At 59.9% G+C, this 15571-nt stretch carries 21 protein-coding genes, 1 tRNA gene and 1 pseudogene; 9 read left to right on the top strand and 14 right to left on the bottom strand.

Going from position 1 to position 15571, the window contains the following annotated elements; genetic code table 11:
* A pseudogene (locus tag ACFP9U_RS17095) lies at nucleotides 1-405 on the bottom strand (hypothetical protein); the annotation flags it as partial.
* A gap of 374 nt (nucleotides 406-779) precedes the next feature.
* Here ACFP9U_RS17095 and ACFP9U_RS17090 point away from each other — a divergent pair.
* Nucleotides 780-1397 (top strand): transglutaminase-like cysteine peptidase, encoded by a 618-nt coding sequence (locus ACFP9U_RS17090; protein ID WP_378623304.1) that lies wholly within the window; start codon nucleotides 780-782, stop codon nucleotides 1395-1397.
* Nucleotides 1398-1475: 78 nt separating this feature from the next.
* Here ACFP9U_RS17090 and ACFP9U_RS17085 read toward each other — a convergent pair whose 3' ends face one another.
* The gene (locus tag ACFP9U_RS17085; protein ID WP_378623302.1) at nucleotides 1476-2411 is read right to left on the bottom strand and encodes a LysR family transcriptional regulator; all 936 of its coding nucleotides are present in this window, start codon (nucleotides 2409-2411) and stop codon (nucleotides 1476-1478) included.
* Nucleotides 2412-2489: 78 nt separating this feature from the next.
* On the opposite strand from ACFP9U_RS17085, the gene ACFP9U_RS17080 reads away from it, so the two are divergent.
* Nucleotides 2490-3362, top strand: a complete 873-nt coding sequence (locus ACFP9U_RS17080; protein ID WP_378623300.1) for an oxidoreductase — start codon at nucleotides 2490-2492, stop codon at nucleotides 3360-3362.
* 154 nt (nucleotides 3363-3516) lie between these two features.
* On the opposite strand, the gene ACFP9U_RS17075 is transcribed toward ACFP9U_RS17080, so the two are convergent.
* A tRNA-Ser gene (locus ACFP9U_RS17075) sits at nucleotides 3517-3606 on the bottom strand.
* A gap of 53 nt (nucleotides 3607-3659) precedes the next feature.
* Nucleotides 3660-3926 carry a hypothetical protein gene (locus ACFP9U_RS17070; RefSeq protein ID WP_378623298.1) on the bottom strand — a complete coding sequence of 89 codons (267 nt, stop codon included), beginning with the start codon at nucleotides 3924-3926 and terminating at the stop codon, nucleotides 3660-3662.
* Between the two features lie 192 nt (nucleotides 3927-4118).
* On the opposite strand from ACFP9U_RS17070, the gene ACFP9U_RS17065 reads away from it, so the two are divergent.
* On the top strand, nucleotides 4119-4331 hold the full coding sequence (locus ACFP9U_RS17065; protein WP_378623297.1) for a hypothetical protein: 213 nt from the start codon (nucleotides 4119-4121) through the stop codon (nucleotides 4329-4331).
* 51 nt (nucleotides 4332-4382) lie between these two features.
* On the opposite strand, the gene ACFP9U_RS17060 is transcribed toward ACFP9U_RS17065, so the two are convergent.
* Together ACFP9U_RS17060 and ACFP9U_RS17055 are read right to left on the bottom strand one after the other, a co-directional pair.
* The gene (locus ACFP9U_RS17060; protein ID WP_378623295.1) at nucleotides 4383-4640 is read right to left on the bottom strand and encodes a hypothetical protein; all 258 of its coding nucleotides are present in this window, start codon (nucleotides 4638-4640) and stop codon (nucleotides 4383-4385) included.
* Complete coding sequence (locus ACFP9U_RS17055; RefSeq protein WP_378623292.1) at nucleotides 4633-4815, bottom strand: hypothetical protein; 183 nt, start codon at nucleotides 4813-4815, stop codon at nucleotides 4633-4635. The genes ACFP9U_RS17060 and ACFP9U_RS17055 overlap by 8 nt, the downstream gene beginning before the upstream one ends.
* 153 nt (nucleotides 4816-4968) lie before the next feature.
* Here ACFP9U_RS17055 and ACFP9U_RS17050 point away from each other — a divergent pair, with 153 nt between their 5' ends.
* Nucleotides 4969-5856, top strand: coding sequence for a hypothetical protein (locus ACFP9U_RS17050; RefSeq protein WP_378623290.1), 888 nt, complete (start codon nucleotides 4969-4971; stop codon nucleotides 5854-5856).
* 248 nt (nucleotides 5857-6104) lie between these two features.
* Here the strand turns inward: ACFP9U_RS17050 and ACFP9U_RS17045 are convergent, their stop codons facing one another.
* The 3 genes from ACFP9U_RS17045 to ACFP9U_RS17035 all read right to left on the bottom strand — a co-directional run bounded on the left by ACFP9U_RS17045 (nucleotide 6105) and on the right by ACFP9U_RS17035 (nucleotide 7439).
* Entirely contained in the window at nucleotides 6105-6464 is a 360-nt protein-coding gene (locus tag ACFP9U_RS17045; protein WP_378623288.1) for a hypothetical protein, read from the bottom strand.
* Between the two features lie 78 nt (nucleotides 6465-6542).
* Nucleotides 6543-6788: a hypothetical protein gene (locus tag ACFP9U_RS17040; RefSeq protein ID WP_378623286.1), complete on the bottom strand. Its 246-nt coding sequence runs from the start codon at nucleotides 6786-6788 to the stop codon at nucleotides 6543-6545.
* Nucleotides 6789-6818: 30 nt separating this feature from the next.
* A complete protein-coding gene (locus ACFP9U_RS17035) occupies nucleotides 6819-7439 on the bottom strand; it encodes a hypothetical protein (protein WP_378623284.1) in 621 nt (206 codons plus the stop codon).
* 597 nt (nucleotides 7440-8036) lie between these two features.
* Between ACFP9U_RS17035 and ACFP9U_RS17030 the strand changes: the two genes are divergently transcribed.
* From ACFP9U_RS17030 to ACFP9U_RS17020, 3 genes are all read left to right on the top strand, one after another.
* The gene (locus tag ACFP9U_RS17030) at nucleotides 8037-8162 is read left to right on the top strand and encodes a hypothetical protein (RefSeq protein WP_378623281.1); all 126 of its coding nucleotides are present in this window, start codon (nucleotides 8037-8039) and stop codon (nucleotides 8160-8162) included.
* 18 nt (nucleotides 8163-8180) lie between these two features.
* Nucleotides 8181-8747, top strand: coding sequence for a hypothetical protein (locus ACFP9U_RS17025; protein WP_378623279.1), 567 nt, complete (start codon nucleotides 8181-8183; stop codon nucleotides 8745-8747).
* Between the two features lie 119 nt (nucleotides 8748-8866).
* A complete protein-coding gene (locus tag ACFP9U_RS17020; RefSeq protein ID WP_378623277.1) occupies nucleotides 8867-9133 on the top strand; it encodes a hypothetical protein in 267 nt (88 codons plus the stop codon).
* 397 nt (nucleotides 9134-9530) lie between these two features.
* On the opposite strand, the gene ACFP9U_RS17015 is transcribed toward ACFP9U_RS17020, so the two are convergent.
* From ACFP9U_RS17015 to ACFP9U_RS17005, 3 genes are all read right to left on the bottom strand, one after another.
* Entirely contained in the window at nucleotides 9531-9731 is a 201-nt protein-coding gene (locus ACFP9U_RS17015) for a hypothetical protein (protein ID WP_378623274.1), read from the bottom strand.
* A 90-nt stretch (nucleotides 9732-9821) separates the two neighbouring features.
* Nucleotides 9822-10706 carry a hypothetical protein gene (locus ACFP9U_RS17010; RefSeq protein ID WP_378623272.1) on the bottom strand — a complete coding sequence of 295 codons (885 nt, stop codon included), beginning with the start codon at nucleotides 10704-10706 and terminating at the stop codon, nucleotides 9822-9824.
* Nucleotides 10707-10743: 37 nt separating this feature from the next.
* Nucleotides 10744-11112, bottom strand: coding sequence for a hypothetical protein (locus tag ACFP9U_RS17005; protein WP_378623270.1), 369 nt, complete (start codon nucleotides 11110-11112; stop codon nucleotides 10744-10746).
* On the opposite strand from ACFP9U_RS17005, the gene ACFP9U_RS17000 reads away from it, so the two are divergent.
* Both ACFP9U_RS17000 and ACFP9U_RS16995 read left to right on the top strand, forming a co-directional pair.
* The gene (locus ACFP9U_RS17000; RefSeq protein ID WP_378623268.1) at nucleotides 11111-11374 is read left to right on the top strand and encodes a hypothetical protein; all 264 of its coding nucleotides are present in this window, start codon (nucleotides 11111-11113) and stop codon (nucleotides 11372-11374) included. The genes ACFP9U_RS17005 and ACFP9U_RS17000 overlap by 2 nt on opposite strands.
* Nucleotides 11375-12199: 825 nt before the next feature.
* Nucleotides 12200-13309 carry a porin gene (locus ACFP9U_RS16995; RefSeq protein WP_378623266.1) on the top strand — a complete coding sequence of 370 codons (1110 nt, stop codon included), beginning with the start codon at nucleotides 12200-12202 and terminating at the stop codon, nucleotides 13307-13309.
* A gap of 478 nt (nucleotides 13310-13787) precedes the next feature.
* Here ACFP9U_RS16995 and ACFP9U_RS16990 read toward each other — a convergent pair whose 3' ends face one another.
* Both ACFP9U_RS16990 and ACFP9U_RS16985 read right to left on the bottom strand, forming a co-directional pair.
* On the bottom strand, nucleotides 13788-14681 hold the full coding sequence (locus ACFP9U_RS16990) for an alpha/beta fold hydrolase (RefSeq protein ID WP_378623264.1): 894 nt from the start codon (nucleotides 14679-14681) through the stop codon (nucleotides 13788-13790).
* Between the two features lie 10 nt (nucleotides 14682-14691).
* Nucleotides 14692-15571: lytic transglycosylase domain-containing protein (locus tag ACFP9U_RS16985; protein ID WP_378623262.1), on the bottom strand; the 880-nt coding region annotated here is incomplete at its 5' end.

The following is a 15571-nucleotide window of genomic DNA, read 5'->3' as shown; positions in this document are numbered from 1 at the left end:
GCCACCACCGCCGCCACCTTCGCCACCGCCGGAGCCGCCTCCGTCGCCGCCGCCAAACAGGCTACCGGGATTGGCGCCGCCGCCTATGCCGCCGCCGTCAAAGCTGAGGTCCACACCCCCGCCAACGCCGCCGCCGCCGTCATTGCGATTGTTGAGTGCATTTTGAACCTGGCTGGTCGTGATGGGCGGGCACTGGTCCAACTCGGCAGGGGAAAGCAGGACGGCCCGGTTCCGGGCTACGCAACAAATCGCGTAGTTCTGCTCGGACAGCGGAAGGCACTGCTCCTGGCTGAGGATGGGTCTGACGCTGTTCTGGGCCGAAACGGGCATGATCGGCATCGACAACATGAGCCCAAATGATGCCAGCATCGTCGTGCGAGCATATCTCATTTTCGCGTTTCGCATTTTGTATCTCCCAGAAAGAAAGCGTGCGAAAGAGGCGAGTTTTATACAAATCTCATAATTGAGCGTAAGTTGTCACTTGTTGTGAATTGTTATTCTTAAGGGATGATGCGTAGAACTAGATTTACTTATTGCCAGTTCACGACGGTTTATTGGATATAGTTTCAATATACATTAAGGGGTATTTCAGATCGGTGCAAACGATCCGGATGGAGCAGATCTGAATGCGGTCAATTCCTTTGTTCTGCAAAATGCTCGGAATTCCGGATTACAGCCTGTTACATCGTTTGGGTGGAAAGTCGGTGGGCCATGCATCGATAGGAGTTGCTTAACGATCCAATGCCAAATTAGGACACTGCCCACGAGTGGGGTCCCGAATGAAATTTAATACAATAGCTTTATGCGTGCTCCTCATGGCGAGCACCGGCTGCAGTGATACGACCGGTTCGATTTCCGCCGCATCGGCGGGGACGACTGCCCCGTTGAGCGGGGGGACGCGGATGGAGCTTACCGGCCGCGCTTTTGCGCCTCCGGCATTCCGCCACTTCTGTGCCCGTCAGGCAAGGCTCTGCAGCACCAGCGGAAGCCAGAAGCTGGTCGAGTTGTCCGATTCGCGGCTCGCAGAGCTCAGGAAGGTGAACAATTCGGTGAACCGGCGCATCATCGAGCGATCCGATGTCGCGACGAGCGGGAGGGCCGATGACTGGAGAGTGCCGGCAAAGTACGGCGACTGCGAAGATTACGCCATTCTGAAAAAGGCGGAACTGATAAAGCTCGGCTGGCCTGCCTCGGCGCTCCTTCTGACGGTCGCCCGAAGCGGCGGAGAAGGGCATACGGTGCTCACGGCAAGGACCTCCAGGGGCGACCTTATCCTCGACAATAGAACATCTTCGGTGAAAGACTGGTCGCATACGCCCTACCGATACTTCGCCCGCCAGTCGCAGGAAAACGGCAAGGCTTGGGAACGCATAGGATCCGCCATTCCCATCATTTGATCTTGTGGCCGTCGGCCACGCGGGGAGATTGCTGACGCGTCAGTGGTCCCACGTCTCGATGTCCGTCCCCCAAAGCACTTACAACCGGTTCGCCCGATCAGCCGGGGCGCGCTGTTGAGCGACGAAATCGACGAAGGCGCGGAGCGGCGCCGGCATGAAGCGGCTGGAAAAGTAAAGGCGCGGGCCATCGAAGGCGAGCCACCAGCCGGAAAGGACGGGCACAAGCGTTCCGCGCTCCAGATGCGGATCGAGCCAGTTGCGAAAGGTATAGATCAGTCCGTGCCCGGCGATCGCCATGTCGATGGCCGCCGCCACGCCGCTCGTGCCGACGATCAGGCGTGCGGGGGGATCGATCATCAGCGTTTCGTCCCCCTTTGCGAATTCCCACTCGGTCAACGCTCCGCTTGCAAAGCGCATGCGGATGCAATCGTGCTTCAAGAGATCGCGCGGGTGCTCCGGCACGCCGTGCCTGTTCAGGTAATCCTGTGAAGCGGCCAACGCACCCCACTGGCGTCGCGGGCCGATGGGCACCGCGATCATGTCCTGCGCGAGATGCTCGCCATAACGGATGCCGGCGTCACACCCTGCTGCGGTGATGTCGACGAGCCGGTCGTCGACCATTACTTCGATGTGCACGTCGGGGTGGGCGGCGAGAAACCTGTCGATCAGCGGCGGCAGGATATCCATCATCACCGCGCCCGGCACGTTCAGCTTGAGGCGTCCCCGGACCCGGTTCTGCGAGCTCGCCGCATCGTCCAGCGCCGCCCGGGCCTCCGACATGACCGGTTCCAGGCGCTCGGCAAGCGCGCGCCCCGCGTCCGTGAGTTGCACGCTTCGTGTCGTGCGGACCAGGAGCGGCACGCCCAACCGCTTCTCCAGCCGCGCGATGGTCTCACTCACGGTCGAAGGGGACACGCCCAGCCATCGGGCCGCCGTGCGAAAGCCGCCCGTTCTGGAAACGGCGAGAAAGAGCGACAGGTCATCCAAGGACGCAAACGGATTGCTGTTCGGCATAGCGAACAAGCTATTCGGCTGACCCCTGCTTATCAAGGTGCAGCCGATCAATCATATCAGCGGGGAAAGGAGACCCCGATGAATAACCAATCCCCCGCAGCGGCCGCCGGCCGCTTCACCTTTCCCGGCACGGCGATCTCGGTGAACCGCATGGGCTACGGCGCCATGCAACTGGCCGGGCCGCATGTATTCGGCGAACCCGCCGACCCCGACGAGGCCCGCGCCGTCCTGCGAGAGGCGCTGGAGCTCGGCGTCGACCATATCGACACCAGCGATTTCTATGGCCCCTATGTGACCAATCGTCTGATCCGTGAGGCGCTTTTTCCTTACCCCGAGCATCTAACGCTCGTAACCAAGATCGGCGCTTGGCGCGACGACAAGGGCGACTGGATCCTTGAGCGCGGTCCCGGTTTCCTGCGCAAATCGGTGGAGGATAATCTGGAGCGGCTCGGCCTTGAGCGGATGGCGATCGTCAATTTGCGCATGGGCGGCCCCGATGACGACATTGCCGCGCCGATGAAAGTCATGCGGCAGATGCAGGACGGAGGACTGCTCGACCACATCGGCATCAGCACCGTCAGCGCGACGCAATTGAAGATCGCGCGCGACATTGCCCCGGTGGTCTGCGTGCAGAACCACTATAACCTCGTCCACCGCGATGACGACGCGATGATCGATGCACTGGCCGAAGCCGGCATTGCCTATGTTCCCTATTTCCCGCTGGGCGGCTTTACCCCGCTGCAAGCGGATGAACTGAAACAGGTGGCCGAGGAAATGGGGCAATCGTCGCAAAGCGTCGCCCTCGCCTGGCTGCTCGATCGCAGCCCGAATATCCTGCTCATCCCGGGCACGTCCCGGCGCGCTCACCTGCGCGAGAACGTCGCCGCAGCCGGACTGAGGTTGAGTAAGGAGCACCGGGTCAAGCTGGACGCCATCGCCGCCATGCGCTGATGGGTTCTGGCGATCCGTCGCCCCTCGGGGCGGCACGGTTGCCGGCACCACTGCTCAAGACGGCCGCGCCAGCGCGCGGCCGCAATTTCCCGACCGGGACTTTCGAATATGCGCCTGAAATGCCCGTGGGTAGCCGTGTCGCGCAATAGCGTGGTGGCGGAGAGGAAGGGATTCGAACCCTCGAGACGGTTGCCCGTCTACTCCCTTAGCAGGGGAGCGCCTTCGACCACTCGGCCACCTCTCCAAGACGGGCTGATAAAGGGTAAAGCCGCAGGAGACAAGGCCTTTTCTGCCCTTTCAACGAAAAGGCATTTTGCAGGTTCGTGCAGCGAAAAACGGAACGATGCGATCGCTTTCCTTTCGCGCCAGGCGAGGCTCCGCACCGAACAGCTCGGCCGTGTCGGTATCGCGGTTCGGGTCGGCTTTGAGCTTGCGGATGATCCAGCCGGCCGTCTTGACGTCGGCGATCATCACCGCGAAATCCTCGTCGGCATAGGTGTTGGGGTAGCATGCGGGGCAGCTGTCGCAGCAGACCTGGTTCTTGGCTTCGTGGTGCTCGATCACGGGTTCCTCCGGTCGAGGCCGCAGGCTCTCAGCGGGTGGCAGGGGAAGATGGAGCCGCCGCGCTGGGAGCGGTGCAGAGGCGCCCGGTCCAACGGTTCGACATACCGCTTTCGGATAGGTCCAATTAACCGAGATAAATTGTTAAGGTCCGAAACAATCCGTTGAAATGATGGCAATCGAAGTGGGGGAATCATGCTGCTGATCGAGCGGTTCAGCACGAGCGGTCTTGCGCATTCATATGTCGACGGTCTCGCAGCTGAGGGAATCAACGCGCGCGTTCTGTTTCGCCCGCACAGGGGGCACAATCTCACGCCGTTCCTGGTGGAGCGCATTGCGCCGAACGAGGGCAGGAGGAACGTCGGCCGAGAGCCCAGCAGGGGCCTTGCCGACATGCAGGCGGACTGAAGGCCGGGCTCGAGCAGATCGTCCTGGCGGCGGGCTTTGTCGCCGGCGGCATCATTCACCTTCTTCCAGCACGCGCGCAACCGTCTCGAGGACCTGCTGATTATCCAGGGTCACTTTCTCGCCGGCGGCGTCCGATTCGATCGCCTCTTGTGTGAGGCGGATGGCGGCAACGAGCATCTCGAGAGCCTGGGGACCGGTGGTCATGTCCAGGGCTTCACGCCTGGTTCCCTCGATCAGCTCGACGGTAGCACATGAAGCGGCACCAGCGGCGGCCAGCAGTTTGTTGCGGGTGATTGAGAAATCAGACATGGCTTCCTCCCAGAGCGACCAGGTGCGAGATCGCGATCGCCGTGGCGGCGAGTATACAGCCGATAAGGATCCATTCGGCCAGTGCCAAGCGTCGCGGCTTTGCCTCGCCGGCGCAGGCCTCGGTGCAATCGCATTCGGGGAAGTTGGGGCAGCCGGCGACATAGTTCTCCGGCACGCCGTTTTTACCCGGCCAGCGGCGCTGGCGCTCTATCGCATCAACAACTACGTCAATGGTCCGCCGGACTAGACTACGGCCAGTTGATAGTGGTGTCGCGGCGGAAGCAGTGACACTGTCCTGCAGATCATCTCGGACTTCGACAGTGCACAAATGGCCTTCCGGGTCGGAAACCCGCCACCCATTGGCACCGGCTCGTGGCAAGCTTGGAACGGCTTCTGGCACACCGGGAATATCAATCCGCTGGACAAGGGCGGTGGTGCGATGACCGGCCCAATCGTGTCGCAGCAGGTTAATGATGGCAACAGCTCCGCCTTTCTGAGCACCGGTGAATTTTCCGTAACAGTCGGTGCTAATGCCCCCTTCATCTGGCGCAACTTCTCAGGGCTGATGATCGTCAACAGGCACGACTCGGGGGGATTGCTGTGGGGATTGGCGGCAGGGGGAACGTCCATTTGCTGGGTAGTGTTGGCGACATGCGCGGTGGTGGCTTTACCTTTGCTTCCGCCCAAAATGGGTACGCCTGGCAGAACGGTTCGAGTGCTGGACCATTTGGCTTCATGGGATTCGGACGAGGAACAGTGCATGATGGACTACATTCATGAAGTCGTGGTGGACAACGGCGATCTTGGGAAGCTCTACAAGATCACGGAGACCCTTCTGCCCGGCTCGACGAACGAACCGCGCGTGCTCCATGTGAGCACCCTCGACGAGTCCGAGATCCCGGCACTTGTAGAGATGACGATCAACCCACCACCCACACCACCTGAACCGACCGTTGACGACTTCCGCCGCCCCGTCCAGGCACACCTCGACGCCAAGGCGCAGGAGCGGCAGTACGATGATGCCTTCACGCTCGCCACCTACATCACCAGCACCAATGCGGCCTGGGCGGAGGAGGCGCAGGCATTCGTCGCCTGGCGCGATCAGGTATGGGGTTATGCGCTTGGCGAGTTGGACAAGGTGACGGCGGGCGAGCGCGCGGCGCCGGCCGTGGAAGGCTTCATTGCCGAACTGCCAGCGCTCGAGTGGCCGTCGTAGAGGTCAATCTGATCAAAAGTGTCTTCTGTCAGCCTCATTGCTTAGCCCCTGCTACTGACCCATTTCCAGCCGCCTAGTCACGTATATGTTTTATGTATTCTCTAAATAAGCTTCCAAGCTCTCCATCGCTTCCCCTGTCAACTATAATTCCTCCGGGAAATTCACTAAACGACTCATTATGTTTCCCGTTGCATTTATGATAATAGATCTAGTCTTTTTCTCATAGAACATCCAAAACCACTTGTCTTTCATAGAAACCATACAGTGTTTCTACCACTCACTGGTCTCGCAGAAACATCGTAATTTGATTCCAGGTATATCTCTTCCACGCGTAACTTAGTTTTCCTCGGAACTACGCAGTGATATTTTAATATCAGCTGCTCCCGTCTTAGCGTGCACCCTTCCAGCGTGGCATTGGTTCGAACTTCGTTATTAGGTGCTTCCAGGATCTCCACTATGGCCTTTGCGATCGGCCTGGCCGCTTCATCCACAGTGCATTCCGAGGCATCCGCAGGGCGCGCGAGAAACAGGATGGCAATGGCAAAGGAAAGCAGCACCGCAAGGATGCCTCTCCGCCTGGAAAAATCCATCCACATCACATCTTCCACCTTGCAATCCGCTGTGAACCATCTGGTTGTATAATCCTGTGAAAGTAAGATGACGCCGATGATGCGTAAGAGATAGCCTCAGACATTCAAAGCGCTGCAAAGGGGGGCTTCGCAGGAAGCGCGAAGGCATCGTTGCTTCAAGTTGGCCGCGGCATATTCGTCGATGTCAAACAGAATCGACCCGGCAATCCCCAATCCGAACAGCGAACGCGTGGCCCCTTTGAGGTCCTTGAGGGCGGGGGCACTCCCCACCGCCCCGAAATGCCCGTTTACGATCCCCTCGGCCGCAGTATCGAATGGATGTGCAGAGCCTTTATTTTCCACGATTGTATTCCCCCTCGATTTCATCAAACCTTATTCTGCGGCCAAGAAAAAAATACACGGTATCTGCACAATAGCCGTCAATGCTAAAGCCACACAAAACAATACCCCCCCCGACATAATGAATGCGGTTGAATTCGTTGGAATAGGAACAAGCTTTTTTCTAGAATCTGGGTTGTCCGCAAACCAAGAAATATCTGTCGATAACCCAAAATCACTCATGCGTGATGAGATAAAATAAAACATGAAAGAACCAAAAATAGACAATATTCCAAAGTATAAATACATTGCGCTTTTATCTGATACATAAATCTTGTCATTTGATGTTATTGCCAAATAGTTGTTTATAATCACCCAGGATGAGACCATAAATAGTTGAATAACAACGCCACCCACATAGGCCTCCGCAAATTCTGGTTTATTCTCCAAAAGGTAGACGTAGTCAGCCTTAAATCTCTCCGCGATCGCAAAGAATATTTCCTTGTTGGAAGCGATCGCCAGCCAATCATGGGGAAGAAGAACGATCGCAAATGGCAACAGGAGAAGAATGGAAACCCATTTCATGATGGGCATATTGTGGCGAAATGCGTAGTGGAGAATGAATACGAACTCGGCATTCTTCTCACGGAATGCTTGGACCGCGCTGCATATCATGCCGCCGTTCCTGTGTTCACCGCTGAAATCCCCCTAGGTGGCATCGACTGCGAGATAAGCCATTTTGCCCGCGCCCGATTATGAATAATCGACCTCAGTCATGAAATCCCGCGGTCCGCTATCAGGGTGGCCTGGTGGTTGACCGAATGTGGCTTCGCAGTAAAGGTAGCCGGGAGGCAAGATGATGAGGCATCGCCGCTTCAAGTTGGGACCTTGCCGACCCGACAGATTTTGAGTCGATCTTCACCATCACGAAACCCCGCGATGCGGTCCATCCAAGCAAACAAACGAAGAGCCCCAGCCGTTAAAGGCCCGAAGAGACAGGCGTACAATATCCGCCAGTCTCGACGCGAAACCTTACCTTCAGTGTCGACGCTACAATTTTGGGATGTATATGTCGATAGAATTTCAAGTCTAGATCCGCCAAATGGGATCTGACCAAGCCGGAAGTGCACGATAAAAGATCCAACATGCGGAGCGCGCTGCGGATCAACGGTGGCAAGATCAGCTGTGCCGGCTGACTCGCCTGCTACGGGCGCGCCGCGCTCGTCTTGGCCAGTTACGGCACCAGCAAGGCGGAAATCGAGCGCTTCCAGCGTGAGCATCCCGACGCCGGGCCGGTGCGGCATCATTGGCGAACGCACGCGCATGGCGCTGCACAAGGCGCTGAATGGCGCCAATCCCTACGAGGAGCGTGTGCCCGTTCCCGTCGTGCCGCACTAAATTTAGGTCGAGGACGAGGTGAAGAAGAGGACGGGTTTGTGGGGCGCGCTGACGGCCTTTCTCGGCAGCGGCGGCGCCGGCGCTGCTCGGTGCGGACAGGAAGACGGTGCTCGCCTTCGGAGGGTCTGTGAGGTCCAGGAAGCGACGGCACGCGATCTGATACACATCGGCCACCGGCTTGAAGCGGTCGAGAAGGAAGTGACGGCGATCCGACCGACTAGCGAAGAGTACCGTCAGATGCGGGAGCGCGTTCGGGGCGCCGGCACATTCGGCTACTGGTTGTTTCGGATCGGCGGCGTCGTACTGTCTGCCGCTGCGGGCTTTGGTGCTGCTTACACCTGGCTGACCGGGCGGCTCCGCCTTAGGTCGCACCTCCAATATGGTCGAGAAGATCACCACGCCCCGGTGGCTCCGGCCGGCGGGGCCTTTTTGCTGCTCGTGCTTTTCAAGTCCCGGCGGCATTCGCGGCGGCTCGACGGGCTGATCTGCTCAAAGCCTGAGCTCTCGGACAACGTCATCACGGTTCCACCATGCACTTTTTACGTAGGAGCAGTGCCACTCATTGTTGATTGGTCTGTTGCATGAAGGGGTTCATACTATGACTGGAGATCGGGAGATGCCGGCGAGGCAGCAGGCCCCGCGACGCGACACGCTTCGGACGATCTCTACAACGCCTGGGCGGGGAATGTTCAGGAGATGCGTCGATGCGCATACTCGCCTTATCACTCACAGCATTCATTCTGTCGCTATCCAGTGCCGCGATGGCAGAGCAGTCTGTCGGAAAGGTGGCAAGGTTTGAGAGCAATCCTAAAGCATTGGTCATTGTTACCGGTGAAAGCTTCAGGATTCCCGATGGCCTCGCGAATACCAAAGTTGCTGCCGGTGATATCGTCTCGGTGACTTGGGTCTCGGACGGGACGGAACGTGTAGCAACCAGGATTATAAAGCGCTCTCTGGCCCACGAAGACTAGTTGAGTCATCTCGAACATGATTCCTCCCGCTAGCCCGGTCACCTTGGCCGGGCTTTTTGCTTTTACGATCGCTTCCGGACCTTAAGAGACCGGCCCGACTGACCCTTGAATAGAAGAGGGTCCGTCCGAAGCTTTCACTTGAAGGTCCCGAAGCCGAGACCCGACGCAGGGCTGCTTCGAAAGAGCGGAAGGTGATCTGGAAGGACGAGTTGGGCTAATCAACTGACATGCTTGGGCAGCGAAGCCAAGAGCGCCGTCGCCAGTGAGAGGCCCAGGCCAGAATAAGCAGCCGGCATAAGGCGCTGCGGGCCGGGCGGGAGTGGGCGGCAGAGTTGTGAGTACCGCCTTTAGGCAACGTGGTTACTCCACCATTCCGTAATGGGGTGGTGGGGTTGGTTTAGTGAAGAATAAAAGTCGCGATCACAGCAAAGACCGAGACGATGATGATGCCCAGCATCGTGAGGGACCAAATAGTCAAATCTCGCTCGGAATCACGTGCCTCTTTGACTTTTTGCACCCGTTCATCCGTCTCTTCGACGCGTGGTTGAACGTCCTGCGGGTCGCCTTGCGGGAATTTTATATCGGAAGAAGAAGACATGGTGCTCCTCAAAACTGGACGGGAGCACTCAAACCTTCTAGTGGATCGAACGAACTCTCAGTCGCTGGTTGTCGTGTTATTGCCCAACGATCAGCGAACTATATCACATCGGAGGCTTGGCGTCTGTAAATCCGCCGGCCGGCAGGCATGAAGAGAGAGCATCGGGCAGTAGCTCTTCAAGATGCCATCATGGCGGAAGTTATGCTGATCATCAGGATTAGCAGCGCGATGCCGATCAGGATGTACGCCAAGACGTTCATGCGCACTCAGTTTGTTGGAGTAAGGTGTCGGGGCTGGAACCACCAATAGCCTAGCCTGTTCCAAACGCGGTGATTTCCTTCTGAAGGCCGAGAGCCGGAGTTGTTGCCTGACATGGCACCGACGCTGGCTCGCACTTTCGGGACGCTCCACTTGCTTCGCCCGGGTGGGGTCTATTTTATTGCTCATCCGGCTCAAATCAGGCGGCAACCGCGGCGGCTCGGCTATGTTGCAGACCGGGCAAGGACATCCCGCACCGCACTCGCATTCATCAGGCCATGAAAGCCGCGAATGGTTCTCGCACACCCACCTGCTGCCCTTGCAGACAGGGCACTTCTCATCGTTTGGTTCGGGCGCGCGGGTCGTCTTCATTTCAGGCCATGAGGCTCCACGATGCCCTCGTGGAGGAGATCGATCACCTCCCCGGGCCTCGTGCTCGTCGAGCCCCGTCAGCGGGCCCTCCGTTACGACGGTCGCTCCGCTCGCGATCTCATAGACCTCCCACAGACCGTCGCTGTCCTGGTGCCGGGCAAACCGGAATCCGCCCTCTATGAAGGTGTTGAGTGTGGAAACGAGCCGTAGGACATCCTCTCTGTCGATCAGATACCGGTCTCGACTGTCATGTGTGACGAACGAGAGAATGCCGACCAAATCGCCGTTGTATGGCTCAATGTCCACTTCGAAATCGAAGCTATCGGGGATCTTGAACTCCGGCATGGCAGTGCTCCTCACTAGAGCGGCTCACCGTTCGAGCTCACGCTCTGCCGATGTAGCGCTCACCGGCCGACCTGTGCTCGCCGCAAAACCATTTTGACGGCTGATCCTTGCCGCGCGAAAAGCCGAAACTTCCCCATGCGGTGCAGTCCGGATGCTCGCAATAATGCTCGACGATGCCGGCCGGCGTGACGGAGGAGGGCATTTCCTTGCCGCTGACCTCATGATGCTCTTCGGAGGTGACCGCGATCCAATCACGCTCAAATTCCGATGCACGCGCTGCCGCCCCAAGACGCGCATCTCGCTCGTCGAGGTCGATTGGGATCGGCCTCCGCGCGTTTCGATCGACAAGCCGATCTTTAAGCAAAGGCGCGTGGTCGGTTGAATGCAACAATGGCTGAAGTGACATGCCGCTCACCATCCGCACGATTGGTGACGTCATCGACGACGACTGTACCCTCACGGCCTATTGCTACCGTTTCGGCTGCAACCATCGGGCCGAGCTCGATCTCACCGCGCTCGCCGCTCGCCTGGGGCGCGACCAGGGCTGGATGCACGATCTGGTGCCGAAACTCTGCTGTTCAATGTGCGGAAGCAAGGACATCGGTTTGCGGCTTACACCGCCGGCGGGAGCTCCCGGCCGACCCTACGTACCTGGAAACCGGCGGTAGCTCTGATAGCTATCGAAGAACTTTCGGGTCGCTGCGGATGCAGTTCGCGTGTCAAAACACCGGCGGCTACTGGACATGGTAGCTGACATCTCAAGACACTGATTTTTAAGGGAAATATGCTTTAACGCAGTCCAACTATGGTTTTCCGGAACAATGCGTGAACAACAGGGGACTCGCAAAAAATCCGCAAAGTGCCTCAGAACGGCTGCAGACCACCTGGACATGCGAATATGAAATTATTGGGATTTTCAGGAAAGTGGCGGGTCGGTGTCTCGCCCTTATTAGCAGGGGAGCGCCTTCGACCACTCGGCCACCTCTCCAAGACGGGCTGAGAAAAGCGGCGGCACAATCAACACGCCATCTGCACCATCCGCAACAAGACGGGCGAATCGCGGACCGCGGTTCGGCGAGCGGCGCGCCCGTGTGCGCCGCTCGTTTCCAGATCCGGCGCGAATCGACAGATGGGGTGTCGGGCGATTCCCCGCAAGCCGGTGCATGATTCGCCCGGCCAGAGCGGCCGGCCGGGCCGAAGAGCGCGCGATTTCCGCCCGTATTTGCCTCAAAACCATACGGTATTGTTAACGGTTGGCTAACGCGGCGGCCACAATCGTGGCTTTTGTGCAACAGGTCCTTTCGATAGCGCGGAACCGGCGGCTTTGGCGCGCCGAACGCGGTTGATCCCCATCGAACGGTGAGTAATGTCGGCTGCGGAGAAGGGGCGCTGCTGGCGCAACTTTTTCGACCAGTGGGGATGGGGCAGGGAACGCTGTCCTTCAGCAATTATACCCAGACCCGTTTTTTAGAACTTTGACTGGAGGTCAGAAAATGAAAATCAAGAGCCTTCTTATTGGCTCCGCGGCCGCCACGGTCGCCGCGACCGGCGCCGCCCAGGCGGCCGACGCCATCTTCGTTCCGGAGCCGGAGCCGATGGAGTATGTGCGCGTCTGTGACGTCTACGGCGCGGGCTTCTTCTACATCCCCGGCACCGAGACCTGCCTGCGCATCAGCGGCATGATGCGTTACCAGATCGGCTACTCCGACGGCGACCTGGGTGACACCGAAGGTTGGCGCAAGTATGCGCGTGCCGAGGTGAACTTCGACGCGCGTTCGGAGACCGAGTACGGCACCCTGGGTGCTTACATCCGTCTTCGCGCCCAGAGCCAGCCGGCAGGCCTGCCGACCGCATTCCCCGGCCTGAACGAGGGTGATGCTTATTCGAGTGCCGGCGTCGGCGGCTATGCTCGTCTGCAGCACGGCATCATCTCGCTGGGCGGCCTGTCCATGGGTGTCAAGGACTCGATCTGGGATACCGGTCTTTCCGGTGAGCAGGATGTCGGCTTCTTCCCCTATGACCGCGTCCACTTCATGCAGTACGACTTCGCGGGCGCCAACGGCTTCAACGCGTCGATCGTGCTCGAAGAGGCTGACAACGACTACGACTACACGCCGAACGTTGTCGGTAAGCTCGGCATCACCCAGGGCTGGGGCAGCTTCGACCTGTACGGTGCCTACGACGCCACGGCCGAAGAGTTCGCCGTCAAGGGTATCCTGCAGGCCAACCTGACCGAGCGTCTGTTCGCGGGCCTGATGGGTCAGTATGAGAGCGGCATCAGCTACTACTCGGTCAACCCGTTCGACGGCATCGCCAGCACCGGTCTGCCGTTCCACGTCGGTGCCGAATGGTCCGCCGCTGCCGAGATCGGCTACCACTTCACGCCGAAGCTGTCCGCTTCGCTCGGTGGCAGCTACTACAGCGAGCTCGGCCACGGTATCGCCCTCGTCGATGTCGACGCCTACAACATCGGCACGACGATCGACTACGAGATCGTTCAGGACTTCAACGCGAAGCTGTCGGTCAACTACGCGTCGTTCGACACGCCGGCTGGCGACTTCGACCAGTGGCACGGCTTCCTGCGCTTCCAGCGCAACTTCTAATCTCGGTTAGAAGAGAGCTATCGGAAACCCGGCGGGCCTTGCCCGCCGGGTTTTCTTTTTGAGTGAGGGACGGTTTGGTCGGTCCGGGTGGCGGACAGCCATCCGCCTGATTCCAGATGGTTTCGGGCGGAAACACCATCTATCGGCCCGGAAATGTTTAAGCGCAACGCGCTCACATTCCCTCGCGATGCGCTTCATCTTTCTATCTTTGCCGGGTTTGTGTGACAGCAAGCGATACCAGAGGCCTTCACTTTTGATCGTCGGTGCCGCGCCGGCGTTCAGGCATGGGTCCTCGGGTCAAGCCCGAGGATGACGACGGCAGGGGCGTTTGCGTCAGTCGCCAATGTCGGGGATTTGCGGAGACCTCTCCACTTCGTCATCCTCGGGCTTGACTCGAGGACCCATGCCGGAACTGTGCCATGGGTAAAACGGTCGAATCCAAGCAACCTCGGCACGATGCCGCTTGTCCGCAAAAATGCTACCGTACGCCCCGACGCTCCGCCCGGGCGATGAAACCGGCGATGCGCCGGGGCAGGTCCGCGGTTTCCAGAAGCGGTGCGTGCCCCTGGCCGTCGACCTCGATCGCTTCCAGCGCGGGGTGCCGGCGCGCCATCTCCGCGAACGTCTCGCGCGACAGGAGCCCGGAATTGGCGCCGCGGATCGCCAGGAGCGGAATGCGCGCAAGCCCTACGAATCGCGGCCAGGCGGTCGCCATCGGGCGGCTGAAGTCGATCTTCTGCAGCGTCTTGACGAGCCGGCGGTCATAGTCAGGAACCGGCCTGCCGTTCTCGATGCGGTAAAGCGTGTGCGTGTGCCGCTCCCAGTCGGCCTCCGTGAGTGCGGGAAAGGCCTGCCCGTGGACGGATTTTTGCAATCGCACGGCCTCTTCGAAGCTCTCCGGACGGGGCGCGTTCACGAGATAGCTGCGGATATGCGCGAGCCCCGCGCCCTCGATGACCGGACCGATATCGTTGAGCACCGCGGCCTTGAGTGCGGCTGGCCGCGACGCGGCGAGCGCCATGATGATCAGCCCACCCCGCGAGGTGCCGATGAAGGCGGCGTGCGCAATGCCGAGCACGGTGAGCCCGGCGGCGATATCCTCCGCCTCGACCGTGACCGTGTAGTTGCGCCAGTCCGGATCGCGCTCCGACCGGCCCCGCCCGCGATAGTCGAAGGCCACCACCTTGCGCGGCCGTTTGGCATCCTGCGAGAGCGCGAGCGCCAGCTCGTGGAACTCCCGTGCGTTGCGCGAAAGGCCCGGCAGGCACACGACGGGCAGGGCATCCTCGTGCAGGTCCCGGCCGTAAATGCGTGCGTGCAGCCTCAGCCCGTTGCCGGAGGTATAGAAGAAGTCCCTGAAGTCGTCCCCCACCGTTTCTCCCTCAGCGCCCGCGCGTCAGATCCTTCTCGACCTCCATACGGCCGGTGAGCCGCATTTTATAGAATTGATAGTTCTCCATCACCCGCTGGACATAATGGCGGGTTTCGGTGAAAGGGATGCGCTCGATCCAGTCCACAACCTCTTCGATCGGACGGTCGCGCGGATCGCCATAGCGCTCGACCCACTGTCGCGCGCGGCTCGGGCCGGCATTGTAGCCGATGAATGTGAGGATGTAGGAGCCGTCGAACCGGGCGAGTTGCTCGCCGAGATAGGCCGCGCCGAGCGTTGCGTTGTAGGCGGCGTCCGAGGTCAGCCGGGGGGCGGAATAGGGCAGGCCGCTCTTCTTCGCCATCTCGCGGGCCGTTGCCGGCATGAGTTGCAGGAGGCCCCGCGCGCCGGCGCCGGAGACGGCACCGACGTTGAACTCGCTCTCCTGCCTGGCGATCGCGTAGGCAAGCGCCTTGCCGGCCGCCGAGATGGTGGCGGTGGCGGGAATCGCGCCCACCGGATGTGCCAGCGTTCCGATCTCCAGCCCGCGTGCGGCGGCGAGCTTGCCGATGCGCAGGGCCATGTAGTGGTTGCCGTGGCGTTCCGCCATTGCCGACAGGAGGGTGAGCTCGCCCGTGCCGGGAAGGGCCTCCGCCAGGTCGCGATAAAGGATGTGGGCGCGCCATTCGTGGTCGGCCTGCTCCAGGCGCCTGATCGCCTGCACCGCCTCGCGCGAGGCGAAACGGGCACGTTCCCTGAAGGAGGGCTCGGACTGGTCGGTGGCGATGGTCCGGCTGCCGAGCTTCGCCGCCGCAAGCTGGCCGTAGAAGGCCGTTCCGTGGGCCGCGGCGCGCTCATAATGGTCCCCCGCCTCGCCGGGCCCGCCCGCTTCC

Source organism: Nitratireductor sp. GCM10026969 (genome assembly GCF_042660605.1).
Classification (GTDB): domain Bacteria; phylum Pseudomonadota; class Alphaproteobacteria; order Rhizobiales; family Rhizobiaceae; genus Chelativorans.
Note: the sequence above shows the minus strand (reverse complement) of the source record. Positions and strands in the feature narration are given on the sequence as shown.